Origin of the sequence: Nonomuraea muscovyensis (assembly GCF_014207745.1) — a bacterium.
In the GTDB taxonomy this organism is placed as follows: domain Bacteria; phylum Actinomycetota; class Actinomycetes; order Streptosporangiales; family Streptosporangiaceae; genus Nonomuraea; species Nonomuraea muscovyensis.
Map to the genome: position 1 here is coordinate 579,401 of NZ_JACHJB010000004.1, position 18,804 is coordinate 598,204.

Consider the following 18,804-nt stretch of genomic DNA (forward strand, 5'->3'; position numbering starts at 1 on the left):
GCGTCCGAGAGGACCCCATGTACCCCGAGCTGGACACCCCGGCCCTGCTGATCGACCTGGACGTGGTCCGCGCCAACGTGGCCGAGATGGCCAAGGTGGCCGCCACACACGGTGTGGCGCTGCGCCCGCACATCAAGACCCACAAGATGCCCGAGCTGGCACGCCTGCAACTGGAGGCCGGCGCGACCGGCATCACCTGCGCCAAGCTCGGCGAGGCAGAGATCATGGCGGACGCCGGCGTCGACGACATCCTGCTCGCCTTCCCCCTCTGGGGTGAGCCCAAGCTGCGCCGTCTGGCCGCGCTGCGCGAGCGCGCCCGGGTGCGGGTCAGCCTCGACTCCCCCGACGTCGCCGCCGGTCTCGGCCGGCTCGGGCTGCGGACCGGCTCGCCCGTCGAGGTGCTGGTGGAGGTGGACACCGGCCAGCACCGGCTGGGCCGTCCACCCGGCCGCCCCACCGCCGACCTGGTCGCCGAGATCGCCGCGATCCCCGGCATCGAGGTGGTCGGGCTGCTCACCCTGGCCGGGCACGCCTACCACGCGCGCACGCCGGACCAGCTCGCCGAGGTCTCCCGCCGCGAGGGGACCGACCTGGTCGCCACCGCCGAGCTGTGCGCGCGGGACGGCATCGAGTTGCCCGTGATCAGCGTCGGCTGCACACCCACCGCCCGGTACGTCGCCGCAGTCGCGGGGGTGACCGAGATCCGGCCCGGCACGTACATCTTCAACGACACCGCGATGATGCGGCTCGGCGTCGCCACGGAGGAGACGGCGGCCTCCCGGGTGCTGGCCACCGTGGTCGCCAGGCCGTCGCCGGACCGGGTCGTGCTCGACGCCGGCACCAAGTGCCTCACCTCCGACGGGGCCGGCACGCCCGCCTGGATCCGCGCCGCCGGGCTGCCGTGGCTGCGGATGGACTTCCTCAACGAGGAGCACGCGGTCGCCCGCCTCGACCCGGAGCACGCCCGTGACGGCGAGCTGCCCGTGGGGACGCGGGTGCAGCTCATCCCCGGCCACGCCTGCCCGGTGACCAACCTCTTCGACGTCGCCCACGGCGTGGAGGCCGGCCGGGTCACCACCGAGCTGCGCGTCGCCGCCCGCGGTGCCGTGCGCTGAGGCCGGAACCGGGCAACAGACCGATGACAAGGAGAAAGGGATCGTCATGCGAGGACTTGCGGGCAAGCGGGTGCTGGTCAGCGGCGGCAGCAGCGGCATCGGGGCCGCGACCGCCCGGCGCTTTCTGCAGGAGGGCTCCCGGGTCGTGATCGGCGGGCTCGACCCCGGCGAGGTGGACCGGACGGTGGCCGAGCTGGCCCCGTTGGGCGAGGTGAGCGGCCTGGCCGGCGACGTCAGCTCCGAGACGGGCGTGGACCGCCTGGTCGGCGGCGCGGTCGCCGCGCTGGGCGGGCTGGACGTCCTGGTGAACAACGCCGGCACCGCCTGGCGGGAGCCGTTCCTCGACATCACCGCCGAGCACTGGGACAAGATCATTTCAGTGAACCTGCGCGGCATGTTCCTCGTCGCCCAGGCCGTCGCCCGGCGCCTGGTGGCGCAGGGCGGGGGCGGGGTGATCCTCAACATGTCCTCCACCAACGGGATCGGCGGCGAGGCCGACTACGCGCACTACAACGCCTCCAAGGGCGGGGTGCTGCTGCTGACCAGGACCATGGCGGTCGAGCTGGGCCGGCACGGCATCCGCGTCAACGCGCTGTGCCCCGGCTACATCCGCACGCCGCTCAACTCCGCCATCGCGGCCGGTCTGGGTGAGGAGTTCGTCTCGGCCTACGAACGCGAGCACATCCCGCTCGGCCGGGCCGGCCTGGCCGAGGAGGTCGCCGCCGGGTACGCGTTCCTGGCCTCCGACGACGCGGCGTTCGTGCACGGCACGGAGCTGGTGATCGACGGCGGCCAGCTCGCGGTCATGTGACCGGCGCGGGCGGCGGCGGCCGCCCACGCCGGTCGGCGGGACGGCCCTTCAGCCCTTGACCGCCCCGGTCAGCGCCTGGATGAAGCGGCGCTGGCCGAACAGGAACACCCCGAGCACCGGCAGCGTGGTGAGCACGGTGCCCGCCATGACGGCGGGCCAGTCGGCCCGGTGCTGCCCCTGGAACGTGGTCAGCCCCACCTGCACGGTGTACTTCTCCTCGGAGTTGATCACGACGAGCGGCCAGAACAGGTCGTTCCACGCCGTGATGAAGGTGATCACGGCCAGGGCCGCCAGGGCCGGCTTGGCCACCGGCAGCACCACCCGGAAGAACACCGCGAACCGCGAGCACCCGTCGATCCGCCCGGCCTCCTCCAGCTCCTTGGGGAAGGACTGGAAGAACGACGTCATCAGGTAGATGCCGACCGCCGAGCTGAGCTGGGGCACGATGAGCGCGCCCAGCGTGTCGGTCAGCCCGGCCGCGTTGAAGATGAGGAACGCCGGGATCACGGTGAGCTGGAACGGGATCAGCGCCGTGGCGATGACCAGGACGAGCACGAGCCGGGAGCCGACGAAGCGGATGCGGGCGAAGGCGTACCCGGCCATGCCGCACAGCACCACCTGGGCCACCACGATCGCGCCCGAGACCAGCACGCTGTTGAGGAACCAGCGAGGGAAGTCGGAGCCCTCCAGGACCGTGCGGTAACCGCCCAGGTCGACGGCCTCCGGCCAGATCGGCGGGGGGAACCGGTTGAGCTCCGCCTGGCTCATCAGCGAGCTGAGCACCATCCAGACGAACGGCAGCACGGTCACGATGGACATCGGCACCAGCAACAGGTGCCATCCGCTGGGCAGGAAGCGCCGTCTCACCGCATCGCCCCCTTCCGGCGGGCCACCAGCAGTCCGGTGACGACGAGGAGCAGCGTGCCGGCGAACAGCGTGTAGGCGACGGCCGCGCCGTAGCCGGCGGTGAAGTAGGTGAAGGCGAGCTGCCAGATGTAGTAGACGATGGTGACGGTGGCGTTGGCCGGGCCGCCCTTGGTGGTCGTCATGACCAGGTCGAAGAACTGCAGCACGTCGATCACCCCCCAGATGGCGAGGAAGACCGTCATGTGCCGTACGGACGGCACGATGACGTGCCGGAAGACGGCCCACCGGCCCGCCCCGTCGATGGCGGCGGCCTCCAGGATCTCCCTGTTGATCTCCTGGAGCGCCGCCAGGTAGATCACCACCGTGAACCCGAACCGGGTCCAGAAGAAGATCACGGTCAGCACCAGCATGGCCTGTGACGGGCTGCTCAACAGGCCCTGCGCAGGCAGGCCGACCTTGACCAGCATGCCGTTGAGCAGGCCGAAGTCGCGGTCGAAGATGTAGCCCATGAGCAGCCCCGCCGAGGTGGCCGAGGCGATGTAGGGCACCAGGAAGCAGGTCCGGTAGAAGCCGATGCCGCGCACCTTCCGGTTCAGCAGCACGGCCACGAGCAGCCCGGCCACCAGCGAGGCGGGCAGGTAGAGGAACAGCAGCAGACCGGTGTTGCGCAGTGCCTGGTGGAAGACCGGGTCGGCGACCAGGGCCCGGTAGTTGTCCAGCCCGACGTTGCGGCCGCCGGACATGAGGTCGGAGTCGGTGAAGGACAGGGCGAACGCCCACGCCATCGGCACCAGCGAGAAGCCCAGGATGATCAGCGTCGCGGGGCCGGCGAACCCCCATCCGGTGAGGTTGTCGGCCAGCTTGCGCCGGTCCCGCGGCCGGGCCCGGCCGCTGGTGCGGCCGAGCGCCTGCGCGGTGCTCGTCATGATCCGGGTACGGCCAGCGCCGCGTCGGTCTTGGCCGCCGCCTCCGCCAGCGCCGCCTTGGCGTCGGCCTTGCCCAGCAGGGTCCTGGCGATGGCGTCGGCGACGAACGACGAGACGCGGGGATACTTGGTGGTCGGCGGCCGGACCCGTTTGGCGTTGGCCAGGTTGGCCGAGATGACGTCGATGCCGGGATACTTCTTCAGGTAGTCCTGGTAGCCGGGCAGCTCGCTGATCGAGGCCCGGATCGGCAGGGATCCGGTGTCGGTCATCCACTGCAGCTGCTGCTCGGCGGCCGTCAGCCAGGCGAGGAACGTGGCGGAGGCCTTCACCCGGCGCTCGTCGTGCTCGAAGACCACCCAGTTGTCGGGCCCGGAGATCGTCTCGTGGTTGCCGTTGGTGCCGGGGAGGGGGACGACGCCGTACTCCAGCCCGGCGGCCTGCAGGTCGGGCAGCACCCAGGGGCCGGACAGGAAGAACGCCAGCCGGCTGGACTCGAAGAGCTTCTGGCCCTTCTCGGCCGGGCTGGAGTCGAGGTAGACGGACTTGTCCTCCACCGCCATGCCGCGCAGCAGGCCGAGCGCGCGCTGCCCGGCGTCGCCGTGGAAGGCCGCCTTCTTGCGGTCGGGGGTGAGGATGTCACCGCCGGCCTGCCAGACCATCGGCCACAGGCCCCACACGGCCTCCTCGCCGCCGCTGATCGCCCAGGTGGTGCCGAAGACGCCCGCCTCGGCGTCGGTGGCCCGCTTGGCCATGGCGCGGAAGTCGTCCCAGGTCCAGTCGGGTCCGGGCGGCTTCAGCCCGGCCTTGGCCAGCAGCTTCTCGTTGTAGAGCACGACCATGTTGTCGACCACCGCGGGGAAGCCGATGACCTTGCCGTCGACGGTCACCGCCTCGCGCTCGCTGGCCCAGAAGTCGTCCCAGCGGATCGCGGGGTCCTTGACGTGCTCGGTGAGGTCGGCCGTCTTGGGGTTGCGCGCGATGTTGGGCGCCCAGGAACCGTACAGGTAGGCGATGTCGGGGTGGGCGTCCGAGGTCAGCGCTGCCGTGATCTTGGGCAGCATGCCGTCGGCCGTCACGCCGCCGGAGGTGGTCTTCACCCTGATGCCGGGGTGGGTCTCGTTGAAGCGGCCGACGAGCTTCTCGATGGACTTGGCGGAGGTGTCCTCCTGGCCGTGCCACATGACGATCTCGACGGGTCCGTCCGCCTGCTCCTGCGTGCCGCCGCCACAGCCCGCGGCGAGCAGGACCGTGGCGGCCACCGCCGCGGTCACGGTGCTGATTCTCATCGAATGCCCTCCGGAAGCACGTCGCCGTGGGCGGCGATCATGTCGTCGACAAGGTCGTGGATCTGCTGGAGCGTGAGGGTGGCCGAGGTGTTGGGGTCGAGCATGGCGGCGTGGTAGACGTGGTCGCGGCGGCCCTCCAGGGCGGCGCGCACGGTCAGCTCGCCGACGTTCAGGAACGTCTGGTTGAGCGCGGCGAGCTGCGGCGGCAGGTCGCCGACGCGCGTGGGCCGCACTCCTGCGCGGTCCACCAGGCAGGGCACCTCGACGCAGGCGCCGGGGGGCAGGTTGCCGATGAGGCCCGCGTTGCGGACGTTGCCGTGCACCACCCGGGGGGTGCCCGTCTCGATGGAGTGGATCACCTCCGAGGCCAGCTCCATGACGGGGGTGATCTCCACGCCCTGCCCGGCGGCCAGCCGTGCCCTGGTCTCCTCGAAGGTGTCGAGGTTCTCGCCGGACCAGCGCAGGTAGATCTCGACGGGGATGCGCAGGCGCGCCACCTCCTCGTCGTGGCGCAGGAACCACGGCAGGTACTCGGAGCCGTGTTCGCTGGACTCGGTGGGGAAGTGGCCCAGGCGGCGGTACATCTCCACCCGGACGGTCCTGCGCAGCTCGGGGTCGCGGGCGATGGCCTCGTCCAGGGCCGGGTAGAGGCTCTGGCCGCGGTGCTCGAAGCGCAGCACGAACGCCTGGTGGTTGACGCCGGCGGTGACGAACGAGATCTCCTCCTCCGGCACGCCGACGAGGGAGGCGAGCCGGGCCTCGGTGTCGCGCACCGAGTGGCACAGGCCGACGACCCGCTGGAACGAGGTGCCCTCGTAGACGGCACGCGGGATCATCGACATGGGGTTGGTGTAGGTGAGCAGCAGCGCGTGCGGCGCCAGCTCGACGAGGTCCTCGCCGATGGCCACCATCACCGGGATGGTGCGCAGGGCGCGGAAGATGCCGCCGATGCCGAGCGTGTCGCCGATCGTCTGGCGCAGGCCGTAGCGGCGGGGAACCTCAAAGTCGATCTCAGTGGCGGCGTGACCGCCGACGGCGATCTCGTTGATGACGTAGTCGGCGCCGTCGAGGGCGGCGCGCCGGTCGAGGCGGGCCTCCACCTTGGCGGGCCTGCCCAGCTCGCCGGCCATCCAGGTGGCCATCGCCTCGGCGGTCGCCAGCCGGTCGGGGTCTATGTCATGCAGGACGAGGGTGGACTCCCCCAGCTCCGGAAAGCTCAGGATGTCCGAGAGAACGTTCTTGGTGAATTCGACGCTGCCGGCGCCGAGGAACACGATACGTGCCATGGGGCTCTTCCCTTGCAGAGCACGGCGGGCTCGAAGCCCGCTGAACTGGCGAGTATAGCCTTATGTCCGTTTTTCCAACTGGCGTTCCGCTTGGCGGAACACTTGTCACAGAACGGCGACGCGGCACCCCGAACCGCCGCTCGCCCATCACGGTGCCGTCCACACCGAACCGCACGGGTCACCGCGGGCCCGCGAGGGGACGGCATCCCGTCCACCTCGGACCCGGCGGGCTGCCGCACGCCGCCATCCTTCCTCCATGAGGTTCTATTCCGCATCGCAGAATGTGGTTCTGAATCTGAAACAGGACATCATCTCGGCCTGGGTGTGTCAAGAAGCTGTTATGCCTGGTGCCGACGACCGGGGCGATGCTTGTGTTCCGTAGAATGGAATAGTAGACCGCTATAAGGAATATTGCTAGGTTTCCGGCACGTGTGCGGCAGCACCGCCGCGAGCGTTCCAGAGGAGACCCGCCCATGAAGACCGCCCCAGCACGAGAGCCCGTGGACGCCTCCGCGCTCCGCGAGCTGCGCGCCATCGTCGGCGCGGACCACGTGCGGCACGCCGACGGCGACGTGACCGCCTACGCCCGGGACGCCACCCCGCTCTTCCACGCCAGACCGGACGCCGTCGTCCACCCGGCCTCCACGGAGGAGGTCGCCGCCGTGCTCCGGCTGGCCGGCGCGCGATCCATCCCCGTCGTGCCGCGCGGCGCGGGCTCCAACCTGTGCTCCGGGACCGTCCCCCTCGCCGGCGGCATCGTGCTGGTGCTGACCAGGCTCGACCGCATCCTGGAGGTCAGCGGCGACGAACTGCTGGCCGTCTGCCAGCCCGGCGTGACCTGCGCGGCGCTCGCCGACGCCGCCGCCGCGCGCGGCCTGCTGTACGCCCCCGACCCGGGCAGCAGGAGCGTGGCCACCATCGGCGGCACCGTCGCCACCTGCGCGGGCGGTCTACGCGGCCTCAAGTACGGCGTGACCCGCAACTACGTGCTCGGCACCGAGACGGTGCTGGCCACCGGCGAGGTCATCCGCACCGGCGGCCGGCTGTGGAAGGACGTCGCCGGCTACGACCTGACCCGCCTGCTCACCGGCTCCGAGGGCACCCTCGGCGTCATCACCGAGGTGACGCTCGCCCTGCTGCCCGCCCCGGCGGCCGGCGGCAACGGCCTGGCCTACTTCCCCGGCCTCGCCGACGCCGGCCGCGCGGTCGCGGCCATCATCGCCGCGGGCATCGTCCCGGCGACGCTGGAGTTCCTCGACGCCAAGTGCGTCGAGGCGGTCGAGCGGTTCGCCGGGCTCGGCCTCAGGCGCGACGCCGGCGCGTTGCTGATCTTCGGGGATGACGGCGAACCGGCGGCCGTCGCGCGGCAGCTCGACCGCATGGCCGAGCTGTGCCTGGCCGCGGGCGCGATCGAGGCCACCGTGGCCGGCCGGGCGGCCGAGTCGGAGGCGCTGCTGGCCGCCCGCCGGTGCACGCTCCCGGCGCTGTCCCGGCTCGGCTCGATCACCATCCTGGAGGACGCCGGCGTGCCCCGGCCGCAGATCCCCGCCATGGTCGGCCACATCGACGCCATCGCCGAACGGTACGACCTCACCATCGCCACCTTCGGGCACGCCGGAGACGGCAACCTGCACCCGACCTGCGTCGTCGACGCGGGCGACGACGAGGCGGTCGAACGCGCCCACCTCGCCTTCGCGGAGATCTTCCGCACCGCGATGCGCCTGGGCGGCACCATCACCGGCGAGCACGGCGTCGGCGCGGCCAAGCTCCCCTACCTCGCCGAACGGCTCGGCACCGCTCAGGTGGACCTGCTGCGCCGGATCAAGGCCGCCTTCGACCCCGCCGGCGTCCTCAACCCCGGAAAGGTGGGCTCGTGACCGGATTCACCCCCGACCTGCTCAACCGCTGCATCTCCTGCGGCTTCTGCCTGCCCGCGTGTCCGACGTACGCGCTGACCAAGGACGAGACGTCCTCGCCCCGCGGCCGCATCAACCTCATGCGCGCGCTGGAGGAGGGCAGCCTGCCCGCCGACGACCTGCGGCTGGGCGAGGAGGCGAGCTTCTGCCTGGGCTGCCGGGCGTGCGAGACGGTCTGCCCGGCCGGCGTCCGGTACGGGGCGCTGCTGGAGGAGTGGCGGGACCGGCAGTGGCAGGGCGCAGCCCGGCCGCCGGTCGTACGGCTGCTGATGTTCGCGGTGAACGCCCGCTGGCGGGTGCGGCTCATGGGCCTGCTGCGCCGCCACGCCCGCACCCCGGACAGGCCGGCCGGGCCGCACCTGATGCTCGGATGCTTCGAACGGGCGCTCTTCCCGCGGGTCAGCCGGGCGGCGCTGCGGCTGCTGCCCGAGCTGGCCGTTCCCGCGGCCCAGGGCTGCTGCGGCGCGCTGCACGCGCACAACGGCGACTCCGAACGCGGCCGGGCGCTGGCCGCCGAGCTGGGCCGGCGGTTGCCCGGCGTGATCGTCACCACCTCCGGCGGCTGCGCCGCCCACCTGGCCGACGTCCTCGGCCGCGACCGGGTCAAGGAACTGTCGGAGTACGTCACCGGCCGGCCCGCCGCCGGCCCGCCGCCGGAGCCGCCCGCAACGGACGACGCCGGCCCGGCTCCCCTGCCCGCGCGACCGCTCCGGATCGCCCTGCAGGACTCCTGCCACCTGCGCAACGGCCTCGGCGTGTGGCGCGAGCCGCGGGCGCTGCTGGAGCGGATCGGCGAGTACGTCGAGCTGCCGTCGGCCGGCACCTGCTGCGGCGCCGCCGGCAGCTACGCCCTCGTCCGGCCCCGCGACAGCAGGCGCGTCCTCGACGCCAAGCTGGACGAGATCGAGGCCGCCGGACTCGACTGCGTGGCCGTGGTCAACCCCGGCTGCCACCGGCAACTCGACCAGGGCCTGCGCCGCAGGAAGTCGGCCGTGCGCGCTGTCCACCTCGCCGAGCTGCTGGCCGGCCCGATCGATCACCTCGAAGCCGCGCCGCGGCCCACGAACCGCTAGATCAGGCCCTCCGCCTCCAGCTCCCGCCACAGGTCGTCGGGCACCGGGCGACTCCAGAGGGCGGCGTTGGCCTCGACCTCCGCCGGCGAGCGGGCGCCCAGGACGACCGAGGCGACCGCCGGGTGGCGCAGCGGGAAGGCCATCGCCGCCTGCGGCAGCGCCACGCCGTACCTCTCGCACACCGCGGCGATGCGGCGGGCCCGATCCAGGACGGCGGCCGGGGCCGGCCGGTAGTCGAACGTCCCCGACGGCCGCGACGTGGCCAGCAGCCCGCTGTTGAAGACGCCCGCCGCCAGCACCCGCACGCCCCGTTCCAGGCAGGCGTCGAGCAGCGGCAGGCCCGACTGGTCGAGCAGCGTGTAGCGGCCGGCCAGCATGACCACGTCGACGCCGGTCTCCCGGACGAAGCGCAGCGGCGCCCGCCACTGGTTCATGCCGACGCCGATCGCCTGGACGACGCCCTGCTCGCGCAGCTCGGCCAGCGCCGGGTACGCCTGCGTGAGCGCCTGGTCCAGGTGGTCGTCCGGGTCGTGGATGAGGGCGATGTCCACGCGCGGCAGCCCGAGCCGCTCCAGGGACTCCTCCAGCGACCGCCGCACGCCGTCGCCCGAGAAGTCCCACACCCGTTCGTGGCCGGCCGGCACGTCGAAGCCCTCGTCGTCGCGCCCGCCCCGAGTGGTCGGCCGCAGCAGGCGGCCCACCTTGGTCGACAGCACGTAGCCGGTACGGCCGGCGAGCGCGGCGCCGAGGCGGCGTTCCGACAGGCCGAGCCCGTAGTGCGGCGCGGTGTCGAACAGCCGGACCCCGTGGGACCACGCGGCCTCAATGGTGGCGCGGGCCTGCTCCTCGCCGACCGCCTCGTACAGCCCGCCGATCGGCGCCGCGCCGAACCCGTGGCGGGGCAGCTCCAGCCCTCTCACGTCCGGCCTCCTCATGTCCGGCCCTCTCATGTCCGGCCCTGTCATGTCCGACCCCGTCACGCCATCTCCCAGACCAGGCGCAGCCCGCCGGATTCCTTGTCGAAGTCGCCGTCGAGCAGCCGGTTCATCCTCGCCTGCCACGCCCGGTCGGCGGGGTGGTCGCGCAGCGCGGCCTGCAGGGCGGCGTAGTCGTCCACCTCGACGAAGTGGAACAGGTCCAGCCCGTCGCGGTAGATGCGCCAGGAGTGGACACCGTGCTCGCGCATGGCCTGCTCCAGCTCGGCCGGGATCCGCGCGTGCTCGGCGTCGTAGATCTCCTCGCAGCCCGGCCGGAGCCGGGTGCGCAGCGCGAGCCGTTCCACTAGTCCTGTGCCTTTCCGCCCGCGACCCGGCTGATCATGAGCGCGATGAGGATGATGGCGCCGTAGACGACCGGCTGCCAGAACCCGGAGACGCCCTTGAGGGTGAGCAGGTTCTGCACCAGGCCGATCACGAGCACGCCGGTGAGCGCGCCGAGGATCGTGCCCTTGCCGCCGTCCATGCTGACGCCGCCGATGACCGCCGCGGCGAACACCATGAAGATCCAGCCCACGCCCTGGTTGGAGCCGATCGCGCCGAGCCGCCCGGTCTCCAGGATGCCGGCCAGCGCGGCGAGCATGCCGCCCAGGATGAACACGCCCCACAGCACCCGGTCCACCCGGATGCCGGCGGCGCGGGCCGCGTCGGCGTTGCCGCCGATGGCGTACAGCGAGCGGCCCACCCGGAAGTAGGCGAGCCCGGCGATGCCCGCCGCGAACAGCACGGCCGCGATCCAGATGGACGCCGGCAGGCCGAGCCACACGGCGCTGCCCAGGTAGAGGATCGAGTCGGGGAGCTGGAAGAGCGTCTTGCCCTCGGTCGGGCCGAGCTGGAGGCCGTGCACGATGATCAGCATCGCCAGCGTGACGATGAACGCCGAGAGCTGGAACTTGATGATCAGGAACCCGTTGAACGCCCCGATGGCCGCCCCGACGAGCAGGCAGAGCGGGATGACCAGCATGCCGGGCAGCCCGAGGCCGAACCCGCCGGCGGAGGCCGGGACCACCAGCATCACCGCGATGGCGGGGGCCATGCCGACCGTCGACTCCAGCGACAGGTCGAACTTGCCGGAGATGAGGATCATCGCCTCGGCCAGCACCACCAGCGAGATCGCCGCCTGCTGCTGGAGCACGTTCGTCAGGTTGCCCGCCGTCAGGAACGTCGGGTCCAGGAACGCGCCCACGACGAGCAGGAGCAGGATCACCGGGACGAGGGTCAGGTCCCGGAACCGGGCGAGCCGCACCCGAGGGGTGGGCGCAGTCAGTGTCGTCACTGTTCGATGCCTTCCATCACGGCCACGAGCTCGTGGTCGGTCCACCCGCGCGGCACGTCCTTCACGATCCGGCCGTGGAACATCACCAGCACCCGGTCGCAGATGCGCAGGTCGTCCAGCTCGTCGGAGACGACCATGGCTCCCGCGCCGCGTTCGACGGCGTCCTCGACGGAGCCGAGCAGCGCCTGCTTGGCCTTGACGTCGACGCCGGCCGTCGGGTTGATCACCACGAGCGCGGACGGGTCGTCCACCAGCGCCCGCGCGAACACCACCTTCTGGGCGTTGCCACCGGACAGGTCGCCGACGGGCTGGTCGGGTCCTTCGGTCTTGATCTGCAGATCCTCGATGAGCTGCAGCGCCTTGGCCCGCCGCCGGGCCGGCGACACGACGCCGAACCGGCCGAGCCTGCGCGCGATCGGGATCGTGGCGTTCTCGGCCACGGACAGGAGGGGGACGAAGCCCTCGTGGTGGCGGTCCTCGGGCACGAAGCCGAGGCCGGCGCGCAGCACGGCGGGCACGTCACCCGGCCTGACCGCGGTGCCGTTGACGGTCACCGTGCCGGAGTCCGGTCTGCGCAGGCCGACGAGGGTCTCGGCGAGGCCCACCTTGCCGCTGCTGGCGGACCCGGCCAGGCCCACCACCTCGCCCGACCTGACGGAGACGTCGATGTCGCGGTAGCGGCCGGCCAGCGACAGGCCGGAGCCGGCCAGCACCACCCGCTCACCGGCCGTGCGGGTGCGGGACTCGTAGGCGAGGGTGGCCTCACCCGTCATCGCGGAGACCAGCTCGTCGTGCGGGAGCCCGGCGACGGGCCTGGTGACGATGTGCCGGGCGTCACGGAAGACCGTGACGCTCTGGCAGATCTCGTACACCTCGTCCAGATGGTGGGAGATGTACATCATCGTCACGCCCTGCTCGCGCAGCGCGCGCATGCGGGTGAAGAGGCGGTCGATGGCCGGCCCGTCCAGCCGCGCCGTCGGTTCGTCGAGGATGATGAACCGCGCGCCGAAGGACAGCGCGCGGGCGATCTCCACGAGCTGCCGCTGCTCGACGCCCAGGTCGCCGGCCAGCGCCTCGGCGTCGACGTCCACCTCGTAGGTGGCCAGCAGCTCGCGCGCCCTGGCCCGCAGCTCCCGCCACCTGATCATCCCCCGGTCGGTCTGCCGGTTGAGGAAGAGGTTCTCGGCGACCGTGAGGGCCGGGATGATGGTCGACTTCTGGTAGACGCAGGCGACGCGCTGCCGCCAGGCGTCGCGGTCGGCGAGGGCGGGCGCCGGCTCGCCCGCGAACCGCACCTCGCCCTCGTCGGGCCGCTGGAGGCCGGTGAGGATCGACACCAGGGTCGACTTGCCCGCGCCGTTACGGCCGACGAGGGCGTGGGTCTCGCCCTCGGCGATCGCGATGCCCGCCCCGTTCAGCGCGACGGTCGGCCCGAAGCGCTTGACGATGTTCCGGGCTTCAACGTGGTAGTTCATCACTTGACCTGGTTGCCCCAGAGGTTCTTGTCATCCACGTTGTCCTTCGTCACCAGCGGGGCCGGAAGCTGGTCCTCCAGGCCGTTCGGGAGCTGGATGATCGTGCTGTCGTGGTCCGTCGCCCCGGGCTTGAAGGTCTTGCCCTCGACCGCCGCCTTGGCGTAGAAGAGCGCGTACCTGGCGTACAGGTCGGCCGGCTGCGACACCGTCGCGTCGATCTCGCCCTTGCGGATCGCCTCGAACTCCTGCGGGATGCCGTCGTTCGACACGACGAAGACGTGCTTGGGGTCGTCCGGCGGCACGAGCAGACCCTTCTGCTTGAGCACCTGCAGCGTCGGCGCCAGGTGGACGCCGCCCGCGTGCATGTAGACGCCCTTGACGTCGGGGTTCTGCTCCAGGCGGGTCTGCAGCATGGACGCGGCCTTGCTGCCCTCCCATTCGGTCGGCTCCTCGAAGACCGTGATCCCGGGGAACTTCGTCTTCATGCACTCGCGGAACGCCTCGGCCCGGTCGCGCCCGTTGATGGAGCTGAGCGCCCCCATGAGCTCGACGACCTTGCCCTTGCCGCCGAGCTTCTCGCCGAGGAACTCGCAGGCCTTCGTCCCGTACGCCCGGTTGTCCGCGCGGACGACCATGTAGACCTTGCCCTTGTCGGGCCGGGTGTCGACGGTGACGACCGGGATCTTCTTGTTCTCCAGGGTCTGCAGGGTGGTGGCGATCGCACCTGTGTCCTGCGGGGCCATGATGACGGCCTTGGCGCCCTGGCCGGTCAGCGCCTGGACGTTGTTGACCAGCTTGGTCACGTCGTTCTGCGAGTTGGTGGCCGGCATCAGGTCGACCTTGAGCTCGCCCGCGATCTGCGGGACGTACTTCATGTAGGAGTTCCAGAAGTCGGAGTCGGCGCGCGGGTGGTCGATGCCGACCTTGCCGCCTCCGCTCCCTTCGCTGGCTGTGGGTGTGCTTGAGCCGCACGCGGCGACGACCGCCAAGAGGGCCGCGCCTGCGACCGCCGGGCCGAGCTTCATCGTAGGGAGCTACCTTCCTCGGGCGGGCCTGGCCTGGTGCGGGCCGGCCCTGTTGTTGCCTTGGTTCAGTTCGCCTTGGTTCAGTTCGCCGGGGTTCAGTTCGCCGGGTTCACTTCTCCGGATTCACTTCTCCGGGGTTCACTTCTCCGGCCGGAGCCGGAGTCCTTGCATGCCGCCGTCGACCGCGAGCGCCGTGCCCGTGGTCGCGCCGGCCTCCGGGCCCGCCAGGTAGGCGATCGCCGCGGCGACCTCCTCGGCGCTGACCAGCCGCCCCATCGGCTGCCTGGCGTTGAGCGCCTGCCGTTCGGCCTCCGGGTCGTCGGCCGCCTCCAGCAGCCTTCCTACCCAGGGCGTGTCGGCCGTTCCGGGATTGACGCAGTTGACGCGGACGCCCTCGCGGATGTGGTCGGCGGCCATCGCCAGCGTCAGCGACAGGACCGCCCCCTTGGTGGCGCTGTAGAGCGCGCGCATGGGCAGCCCGGCGGTGGCCGCGATCGAGCACACGTTGACGATCGAGGCGTGGTCGGACCGCCTCAGGTGCGGCAGGGCCGCGCGGGAGACCCGGACCATGCCGAGGACGTTCACCTCGAAGACCCGCCGCCACTCCTCGTCCGGGTTGTCCTCGACCGTGCCCTGCGCGCCGATGCCGGCGTTGTTCACGAGCACGTCGATGCCGCCGAGCCGCTCGGCCGCCTCGGCGACGGCCGCCCGGACCTGGGCGTCGTCGGCGACGTCCACCTTGATCCCGACGAACGGCTCGGCCGTCGGGGGATTGAGATCGAGGCAGGCCACGCGCATGCCCCGTTCGGACAGGAGGGTCGCGGTGGCCAGGCCGATGCCCGAGCCGCCGCCCGTCACGATCGCTCTCAGAGTCATGCGTCCTTCCAGACCTCGCCGCCGGGGAAACTGTGGGCGGCGATCGACTTGGCGTGCATCTCGGCGCTGAAGCCCGGCGTGCTCGGGGCGACGTACCTGCCGCGCTCGATGACGACGGGGTCCACGAAGTGCTCGTGCAGGTGGTCGACGTACTCGATCACCCGGTTGTCCATGGAGCCGGTGACGGCCACGTAGTCGAACATCGACAGGTGCTGCACCAGCTCGCACAGCCCCACGCCACCGGCGTGCGGGCAGACCGGGATGCCGAACTTCGCGGCGAGCAGCAGGATCGCGATGTTCTCGTTGACGCCGCCGACGCGGGCGGAGTCGATCTGCAGGTACGAGATCGCGCCGGCCTGCAGGAGCTGCTTGAAGACGATGCGGTTCTGCACGTGCTCGCCGGTGGCGACGGCGACGGGCCTGATGCCCTCGGCGATGGCGGCGTGGCCGAGCACGTCGTCGGGGCTGGTCGGTTCCTCCACCCAGTGCGGGCGGAACTCGCTCAGCGCGTTCACCCAGGCGATGGCCGAGGCCACGTCCCAGCGCTGGTTGGCGTCGATCGCGATGGGGAAGTCGGGGCCGCACACCTCGCGGGCCACCCGGAACCGCCGCACGTCGTCGTCGAGGTCGGCGCCGACCTTGAGCTTGATCTGGCCGAAGCCCTCGTCGAGGGCCTCCTTGCAGAGCCGCCTGAGCTTGTCGTCGTCGTAGCCGAGCCAGCCGGGTGAGGTGGTGTAGGCGGGGTAGCCCTCGGCCCTGAGCCGGGCGATCCGCTCCCGCTTGCCGGGTTCGGCCGCGCGCAGGATCTCCAGGGCCTGCTCCGGTGTCAGGGCGTCGCTGAGGTAGCGGAAGTCGACCAGGCCGACGATCTGCTCGGGCGTCATCTCCGACAGCAGCAGCCAGACCGGCTTGCCCTCGCGCTTGGCGCGCAGGTCCCACAGGGCGTTGACCACGGCGGAGATCGCCATGTGCATGACGCCCTTCTCCGGCCCCAGCCAGCGCAGTTGCGAGTCGTCCACCATCTCCTTGTAGAGCGCGCCGAGGTCCTCGGCGTCCCTGCCGACCACGTACGGCTCCAGCGCGCTGATCGCGGCCGTCTGCACGTCGTTGCCGCGCCCGATCGTGAACGCGAACCCGTGCCCGGAGAACCCGTCGTCCGTCCTGAGCACCACGTAGGCGGCGGAGTAGTCGGGATCGGGGTTCATCGCGTCGGAGCCGTCGAGTTCGCGCGAGGTGGGGAAGCGCACGTCGTGCGTCTCCATCGCCACGATCCGGTACGGGGCCTTCGCCGCGGTCATGCCTGCCCCACCGTCTGGCGCTGGCGGCCCAGCCCCTCGATCTCCAGCTCCATCACGTCACCCGCGCGCAGGTACGGCTGGCCGGGGATGCCCAGCGCGACGCCCGCCGGCGTGCCGGTGTTGATGACGTCACCTGGCTCCAGCACCATGAACCGGCTGAGGTAGCGGACGATCTCCGCCACGTCGAAGATCATGTTCTTGCTGTCGCCGTCCTGGCGCAGCTCGCCGTTCACCCACAGGCGCATGGCCAGGCGCTGCGGATCGGCGACCTCGTCGGCGGTGACGAGCCACGGGCCGAACGGGTTGAACGTCTCGCACGACTTGCCCTTGTCCCACTGGCCGCCCCGCTCAAGCTGGAACTCCCGCTCGGAGACGTCGTTGGAGATCGCGTAGCCGGCGACGGCGTCGAGGGCCTCCTCCCGGCTGCCGAGGTAGCGTGCCGGCTTGCCGATGACGACGGCGAGCTCGACCTCCCAGTCGGTCTTCACACTCCCGCGCGGCACCAGCACCTCGTCGTACGGGCCGACCATGGTGTTGGACGCCTTCATGAACACGACGGGCTCGGCCGGCACCTCGGCCCCCGACTCGGCCGCGTGGTCGCTGAAGTTGAGGCCGATGCAGACGATCTTGCCCGGCCGGGCGAGGGGCGCTCCGACGCGCAGCCCCTCCGCTTCGACGATCGGCAGTTCGTCGCGTTCGAGCGCCTGGCGGACGCGCGCCACTCCCCCGGAAGCGAGGAAAGCCCCGTCGATCTCGGGCTCTCCGATGTCGCGCAGGTTACCGGCGCTGTCCATCACCACCGGTCGCTCCTGCCCGACAGGTCCTACTCGCAGCAGCTTCACACCGCATCCTTCACTCATACATCGGATGTCTATAGGTCCGATGCTGATAGGCATGGCAGGGAGATGTCAAGCCCCTCACACCCCCATACATCCGATCCGTGATGGGATAGAAACCCAGCAGGGGGCCACAACAGGCATGCCTGGGCGGCAAGAGATCGGAGGAGGTGGCGAGCGGAGCCGGTCCAGCCCGTGGGCCCCAGACCGGCAAGGTCATCGGAGGAGTCGCCGATTCCCCGCCGTGGACAGCCACCCCGCACGGACCCCTCACCGGACCCACGACGCCCACGACCGCAGCGATCACCAAACACCCGACGACTACTTCCGGCCTGCCCGGGGCGATTGACTGGCAGGATGTGCCGTAATAGAACAACGTTCACTAAGCTTTCTCGACCAAGCGCTTGATCGACCCCCTTCGAGGTGAATGGCTGTGCGGATCGACCTCGTCGACCAGGACCACTACGCGGACTCCGGTCCACCCCACGAGCAGCTTCGCTGGCTGCGCGAGAACGACCCCGTCCACCGGCACGAGGGCGAGCCCGCGTTCTGGGCGGTCACCCGCTACGACGACGTCGTACACGTCTCGCGGCACTCCGAGCTGTTCTCCTCGCACCGCAAGCTCGCCCTGTTCGACGAGATGCCGGAGGAGCAGCGGGCGCTCCAGCGGCTGATGATGCTCAACCAGGACCCGCCCGAGCACACCCGGCGGCGCTCCCTGGTCAACCGCGGCTTCACCCCCCGCACCATCGGCGCCCTCGAACAGCACATCCGCGAGATCTGCGACGACCTGCTCGACAAGTGCGCGGGCGAGGCCGACTTCGTCACCGACGTGGCCGCGCCCCTGCCGCTGTACGTCATCTGCGAGCTGCTCGGCGCCCCCGTCTCCGACCGGGACAAGCTCTTCAACTGGTCCAACCGCATGATCGGCGCGCAGGACCCCGACTACGCCCCCGCCTCCGAGGACGAGGGCGACCCGGCGATGGAGGTGTACGCGTACGCCAACCAGCTCGCCGCCCTGCGCAGGGAGAACCCCCGCGACGACATCGTCACCAAGCTCATCCAGCCCGACGACAACGGCGAGACGCTCACCGAGAGCGAGTTCGACCTGTTCGTGCTGCTGCTGGTCGTCGCCGGCAACGAGACCACCCGCAACGCGGCCTCCGGCGGCATGCTCGCCCTGTTCGACCACCCCGACCAGTGGGACCGCCTGGTCGCCGACCCGTCGCTGGCCCGCACCGCCGCCGACGAGATCGTCCGCTGGGTCTCGCCGGTCAACCTCTTCCGCCGTACGGCCACCCGTGACGTGGTGCTGGGCGGCAAGCAGATCAAGGAGGACGACAAGGTCGTCGTCTTCTACTCCTCCGCCAACCGGGACACCTCGGTCTTCCCGGACGCGGAGGTCTTCGACATCGGCCGCGACCCGAACCCGCAGATCGGCTTCGGCGGCGGCGGCGCGCACTTCTGCCTCGGCAACCACCTCGCCAAGCTGGAGCTGCGCGTCCTGTTCGAGCAGCTCGCCCGCCGCTACCCCCGCCTGCGCCGCACGGGCGAGGCGAGGCGGCTGCGTTCGAACTTCATCAACGGCATCAAGGAGCTCCCGGTCGTCCTGCGCTGACGCCACCGGCCACGACCGGCCACCACCACCTGCCCTGCCCGCCCTGGCCCGGGTGGGGCTGGTCAGGACCGCGCCGGTCAGGTCAGGGCAGGGCCGCGCCGGTCAGGTCAGGGCTGGTCAGGTCG

17 protein-coding genes are annotated in these 18,804 nt (G+C 71.3%); 5 read left to right on the forward strand and 12 right to left on the reverse strand.

The features are described from left to right. Window positions 1-17 precede the first annotated feature (17 nt). Both FHU36_RS40425 and FHU36_RS40430 read left to right on the forward strand, forming a co-directional pair. Entirely contained in the window at window positions 18-1,115 is a 1,098-nt protein-coding gene (locus FHU36_RS40425; RefSeq protein ID WP_185089382.1) for an alanine racemase, read from the forward strand. 46 nt (window positions 1,116-1,161) lie between these two features. Continuing rightward, window positions 1,162-1,926: an SDR family NAD(P)-dependent oxidoreductase gene (locus FHU36_RS40430; protein ID WP_185089383.1), complete on the forward strand. Its 765-nt coding sequence runs from the start codon at window positions 1,162-1,164 to the stop codon at window positions 1,924-1,926. 48 nt (window positions 1,927-1,974) lie between these two features. Here the strand turns inward: FHU36_RS40430 and FHU36_RS40435 are convergent, their stop codons facing one another. From FHU36_RS40435 to FHU36_RS40450, 4 genes are read right to left on the reverse strand one after another with little or no spacing between them, the layout of a single operon-like run. Further along, window positions 1,975-2,793, reverse strand: a complete 819-nt coding sequence (locus tag FHU36_RS40435) for a carbohydrate ABC transporter permease (RefSeq protein ID WP_221497296.1) — start codon at window positions 2,791-2,793, stop codon at window positions 1,975-1,977. Further along, window positions 2,790-3,719, reverse strand: coding sequence for a carbohydrate ABC transporter permease (locus tag FHU36_RS40440; protein ID WP_185089384.1), 930 nt, complete (start codon window positions 3,717-3,719; stop codon window positions 2,790-2,792). Before FHU36_RS40440 ends, FHU36_RS40435 begins: the two co-directional genes overlap by 4 nt. Further along, on the reverse strand, window positions 3,716-5,005 hold the full coding sequence (locus tag FHU36_RS40445; RefSeq protein WP_185089385.1) for an ABC transporter substrate-binding protein: 1,290 nt from the start codon (window positions 5,003-5,005) through the stop codon (window positions 3,716-3,718). The genes FHU36_RS40440 and FHU36_RS40445 overlap by 4 nt, the downstream gene beginning before the upstream one ends. Continuing rightward, window positions 5,002-6,291: an alpha-glucosidase/alpha-galactosidase gene (locus FHU36_RS40450; protein ID WP_185089386.1), complete on the reverse strand. Its 1,290-nt coding sequence runs from the start codon at window positions 6,289-6,291 to the stop codon at window positions 5,002-5,004. Before FHU36_RS40450 ends, FHU36_RS40445 begins: the two co-directional genes overlap by 4 nt. Before the next feature lie 473 nt (window positions 6,292-6,764). Between FHU36_RS40450 and FHU36_RS40455 the strand changes: the two genes are divergently transcribed. Continuing rightward, a complete protein-coding gene (locus FHU36_RS40455; protein WP_185089387.1) occupies window positions 6,765-8,168 on the forward strand; it encodes an FAD-binding oxidoreductase in 1,404 nt (467 codons plus the stop codon). After that, window positions 8,165-9,280 (forward strand): (Fe-S)-binding protein, encoded by a 1,116-nt coding sequence (locus tag FHU36_RS40460; RefSeq protein ID WP_185089388.1) that lies wholly within the window; start codon window positions 8,165-8,167, stop codon window positions 9,278-9,280. The genes FHU36_RS40455 and FHU36_RS40460 overlap by 4 nt, the downstream gene beginning before the upstream one ends. Here the strand turns inward: FHU36_RS40460 and FHU36_RS40465 are convergent. The 8 genes from FHU36_RS40465 to FHU36_RS40500 form a co-directional block, all read right to left on the reverse strand. After that, window positions 9,277-10,200, reverse strand: a complete 924-nt coding sequence (locus tag FHU36_RS40465) for an aldo/keto reductase (RefSeq protein ID WP_312892174.1) — start codon at window positions 10,198-10,200, stop codon at window positions 9,277-9,279. The genes FHU36_RS40460 and FHU36_RS40465 overlap by 4 nt on opposite strands. A gap of 56 nt (window positions 10,201-10,256) precedes the next feature. After that, the gene (locus FHU36_RS40470) at window positions 10,257-10,562 is read right to left on the reverse strand and encodes an L-rhamnose mutarotase (RefSeq protein ID WP_185089390.1); all 306 of its coding nucleotides are present in this window, start codon (window positions 10,560-10,562) and stop codon (window positions 10,257-10,259) included. After that, a complete protein-coding gene (locus FHU36_RS40475) occupies window positions 10,562-11,551 on the reverse strand; it encodes an ABC transporter permease (RefSeq protein ID WP_312892175.1) in 990 nt (329 codons plus the stop codon). The genes FHU36_RS40470 and FHU36_RS40475 overlap by 1 nt, the downstream gene beginning before the upstream one ends. Then, window positions 11,548-13,026 (reverse strand): sugar ABC transporter ATP-binding protein, encoded by a 1,479-nt coding sequence (locus FHU36_RS40480; protein WP_185089391.1) that lies wholly within the window; start codon window positions 13,024-13,026, stop codon window positions 11,548-11,550. Before FHU36_RS40480 ends, FHU36_RS40475 begins: the two co-directional genes overlap by 4 nt. Then, window positions 13,026-14,051: a sugar ABC transporter substrate-binding protein gene (locus FHU36_RS40485; RefSeq protein WP_185089392.1), complete on the reverse strand. Its 1,026-nt coding sequence runs from the start codon at window positions 14,049-14,051 to the stop codon at window positions 13,026-13,028. The genes FHU36_RS40480 and FHU36_RS40485 overlap by 1 nt, the downstream gene beginning before the upstream one ends. A 138-nt stretch (window positions 14,052-14,189) precedes the next feature. Then, window positions 14,190-14,927, reverse strand: a complete 738-nt coding sequence (locus FHU36_RS40490; RefSeq protein ID WP_185089393.1) for an SDR family NAD(P)-dependent oxidoreductase — start codon at window positions 14,925-14,927, stop codon at window positions 14,190-14,192. Then, a complete protein-coding gene (locus FHU36_RS40495; RefSeq protein WP_185089394.1) occupies window positions 14,924-16,225 on the reverse strand; it encodes an L-fuconate dehydratase in 1,302 nt (433 codons plus the stop codon). Before FHU36_RS40495 ends, FHU36_RS40490 begins: the two co-directional genes overlap by 4 nt. Continuing rightward, complete coding sequence (locus FHU36_RS40500; protein WP_185089395.1) at window positions 16,222-17,067, reverse strand: fumarylacetoacetate hydrolase family protein; 846 nt, start codon at window positions 17,065-17,067, stop codon at window positions 16,222-16,224. The genes FHU36_RS40495 and FHU36_RS40500 overlap by 4 nt, the downstream gene beginning before the upstream one ends. Window positions 17,068-17,488: 421 nt before the next feature. Between FHU36_RS40500 and FHU36_RS40505 the strand changes: the two genes are divergently transcribed. Next, on the forward strand, window positions 17,489-18,679 hold the full coding sequence (locus FHU36_RS40505) for a cytochrome P450 (RefSeq protein WP_185089396.1): 1,191 nt from the start codon (window positions 17,489-17,491) through the stop codon (window positions 18,677-18,679). Window positions 18,680-18,804 lie beyond the last annotated feature (125 nt).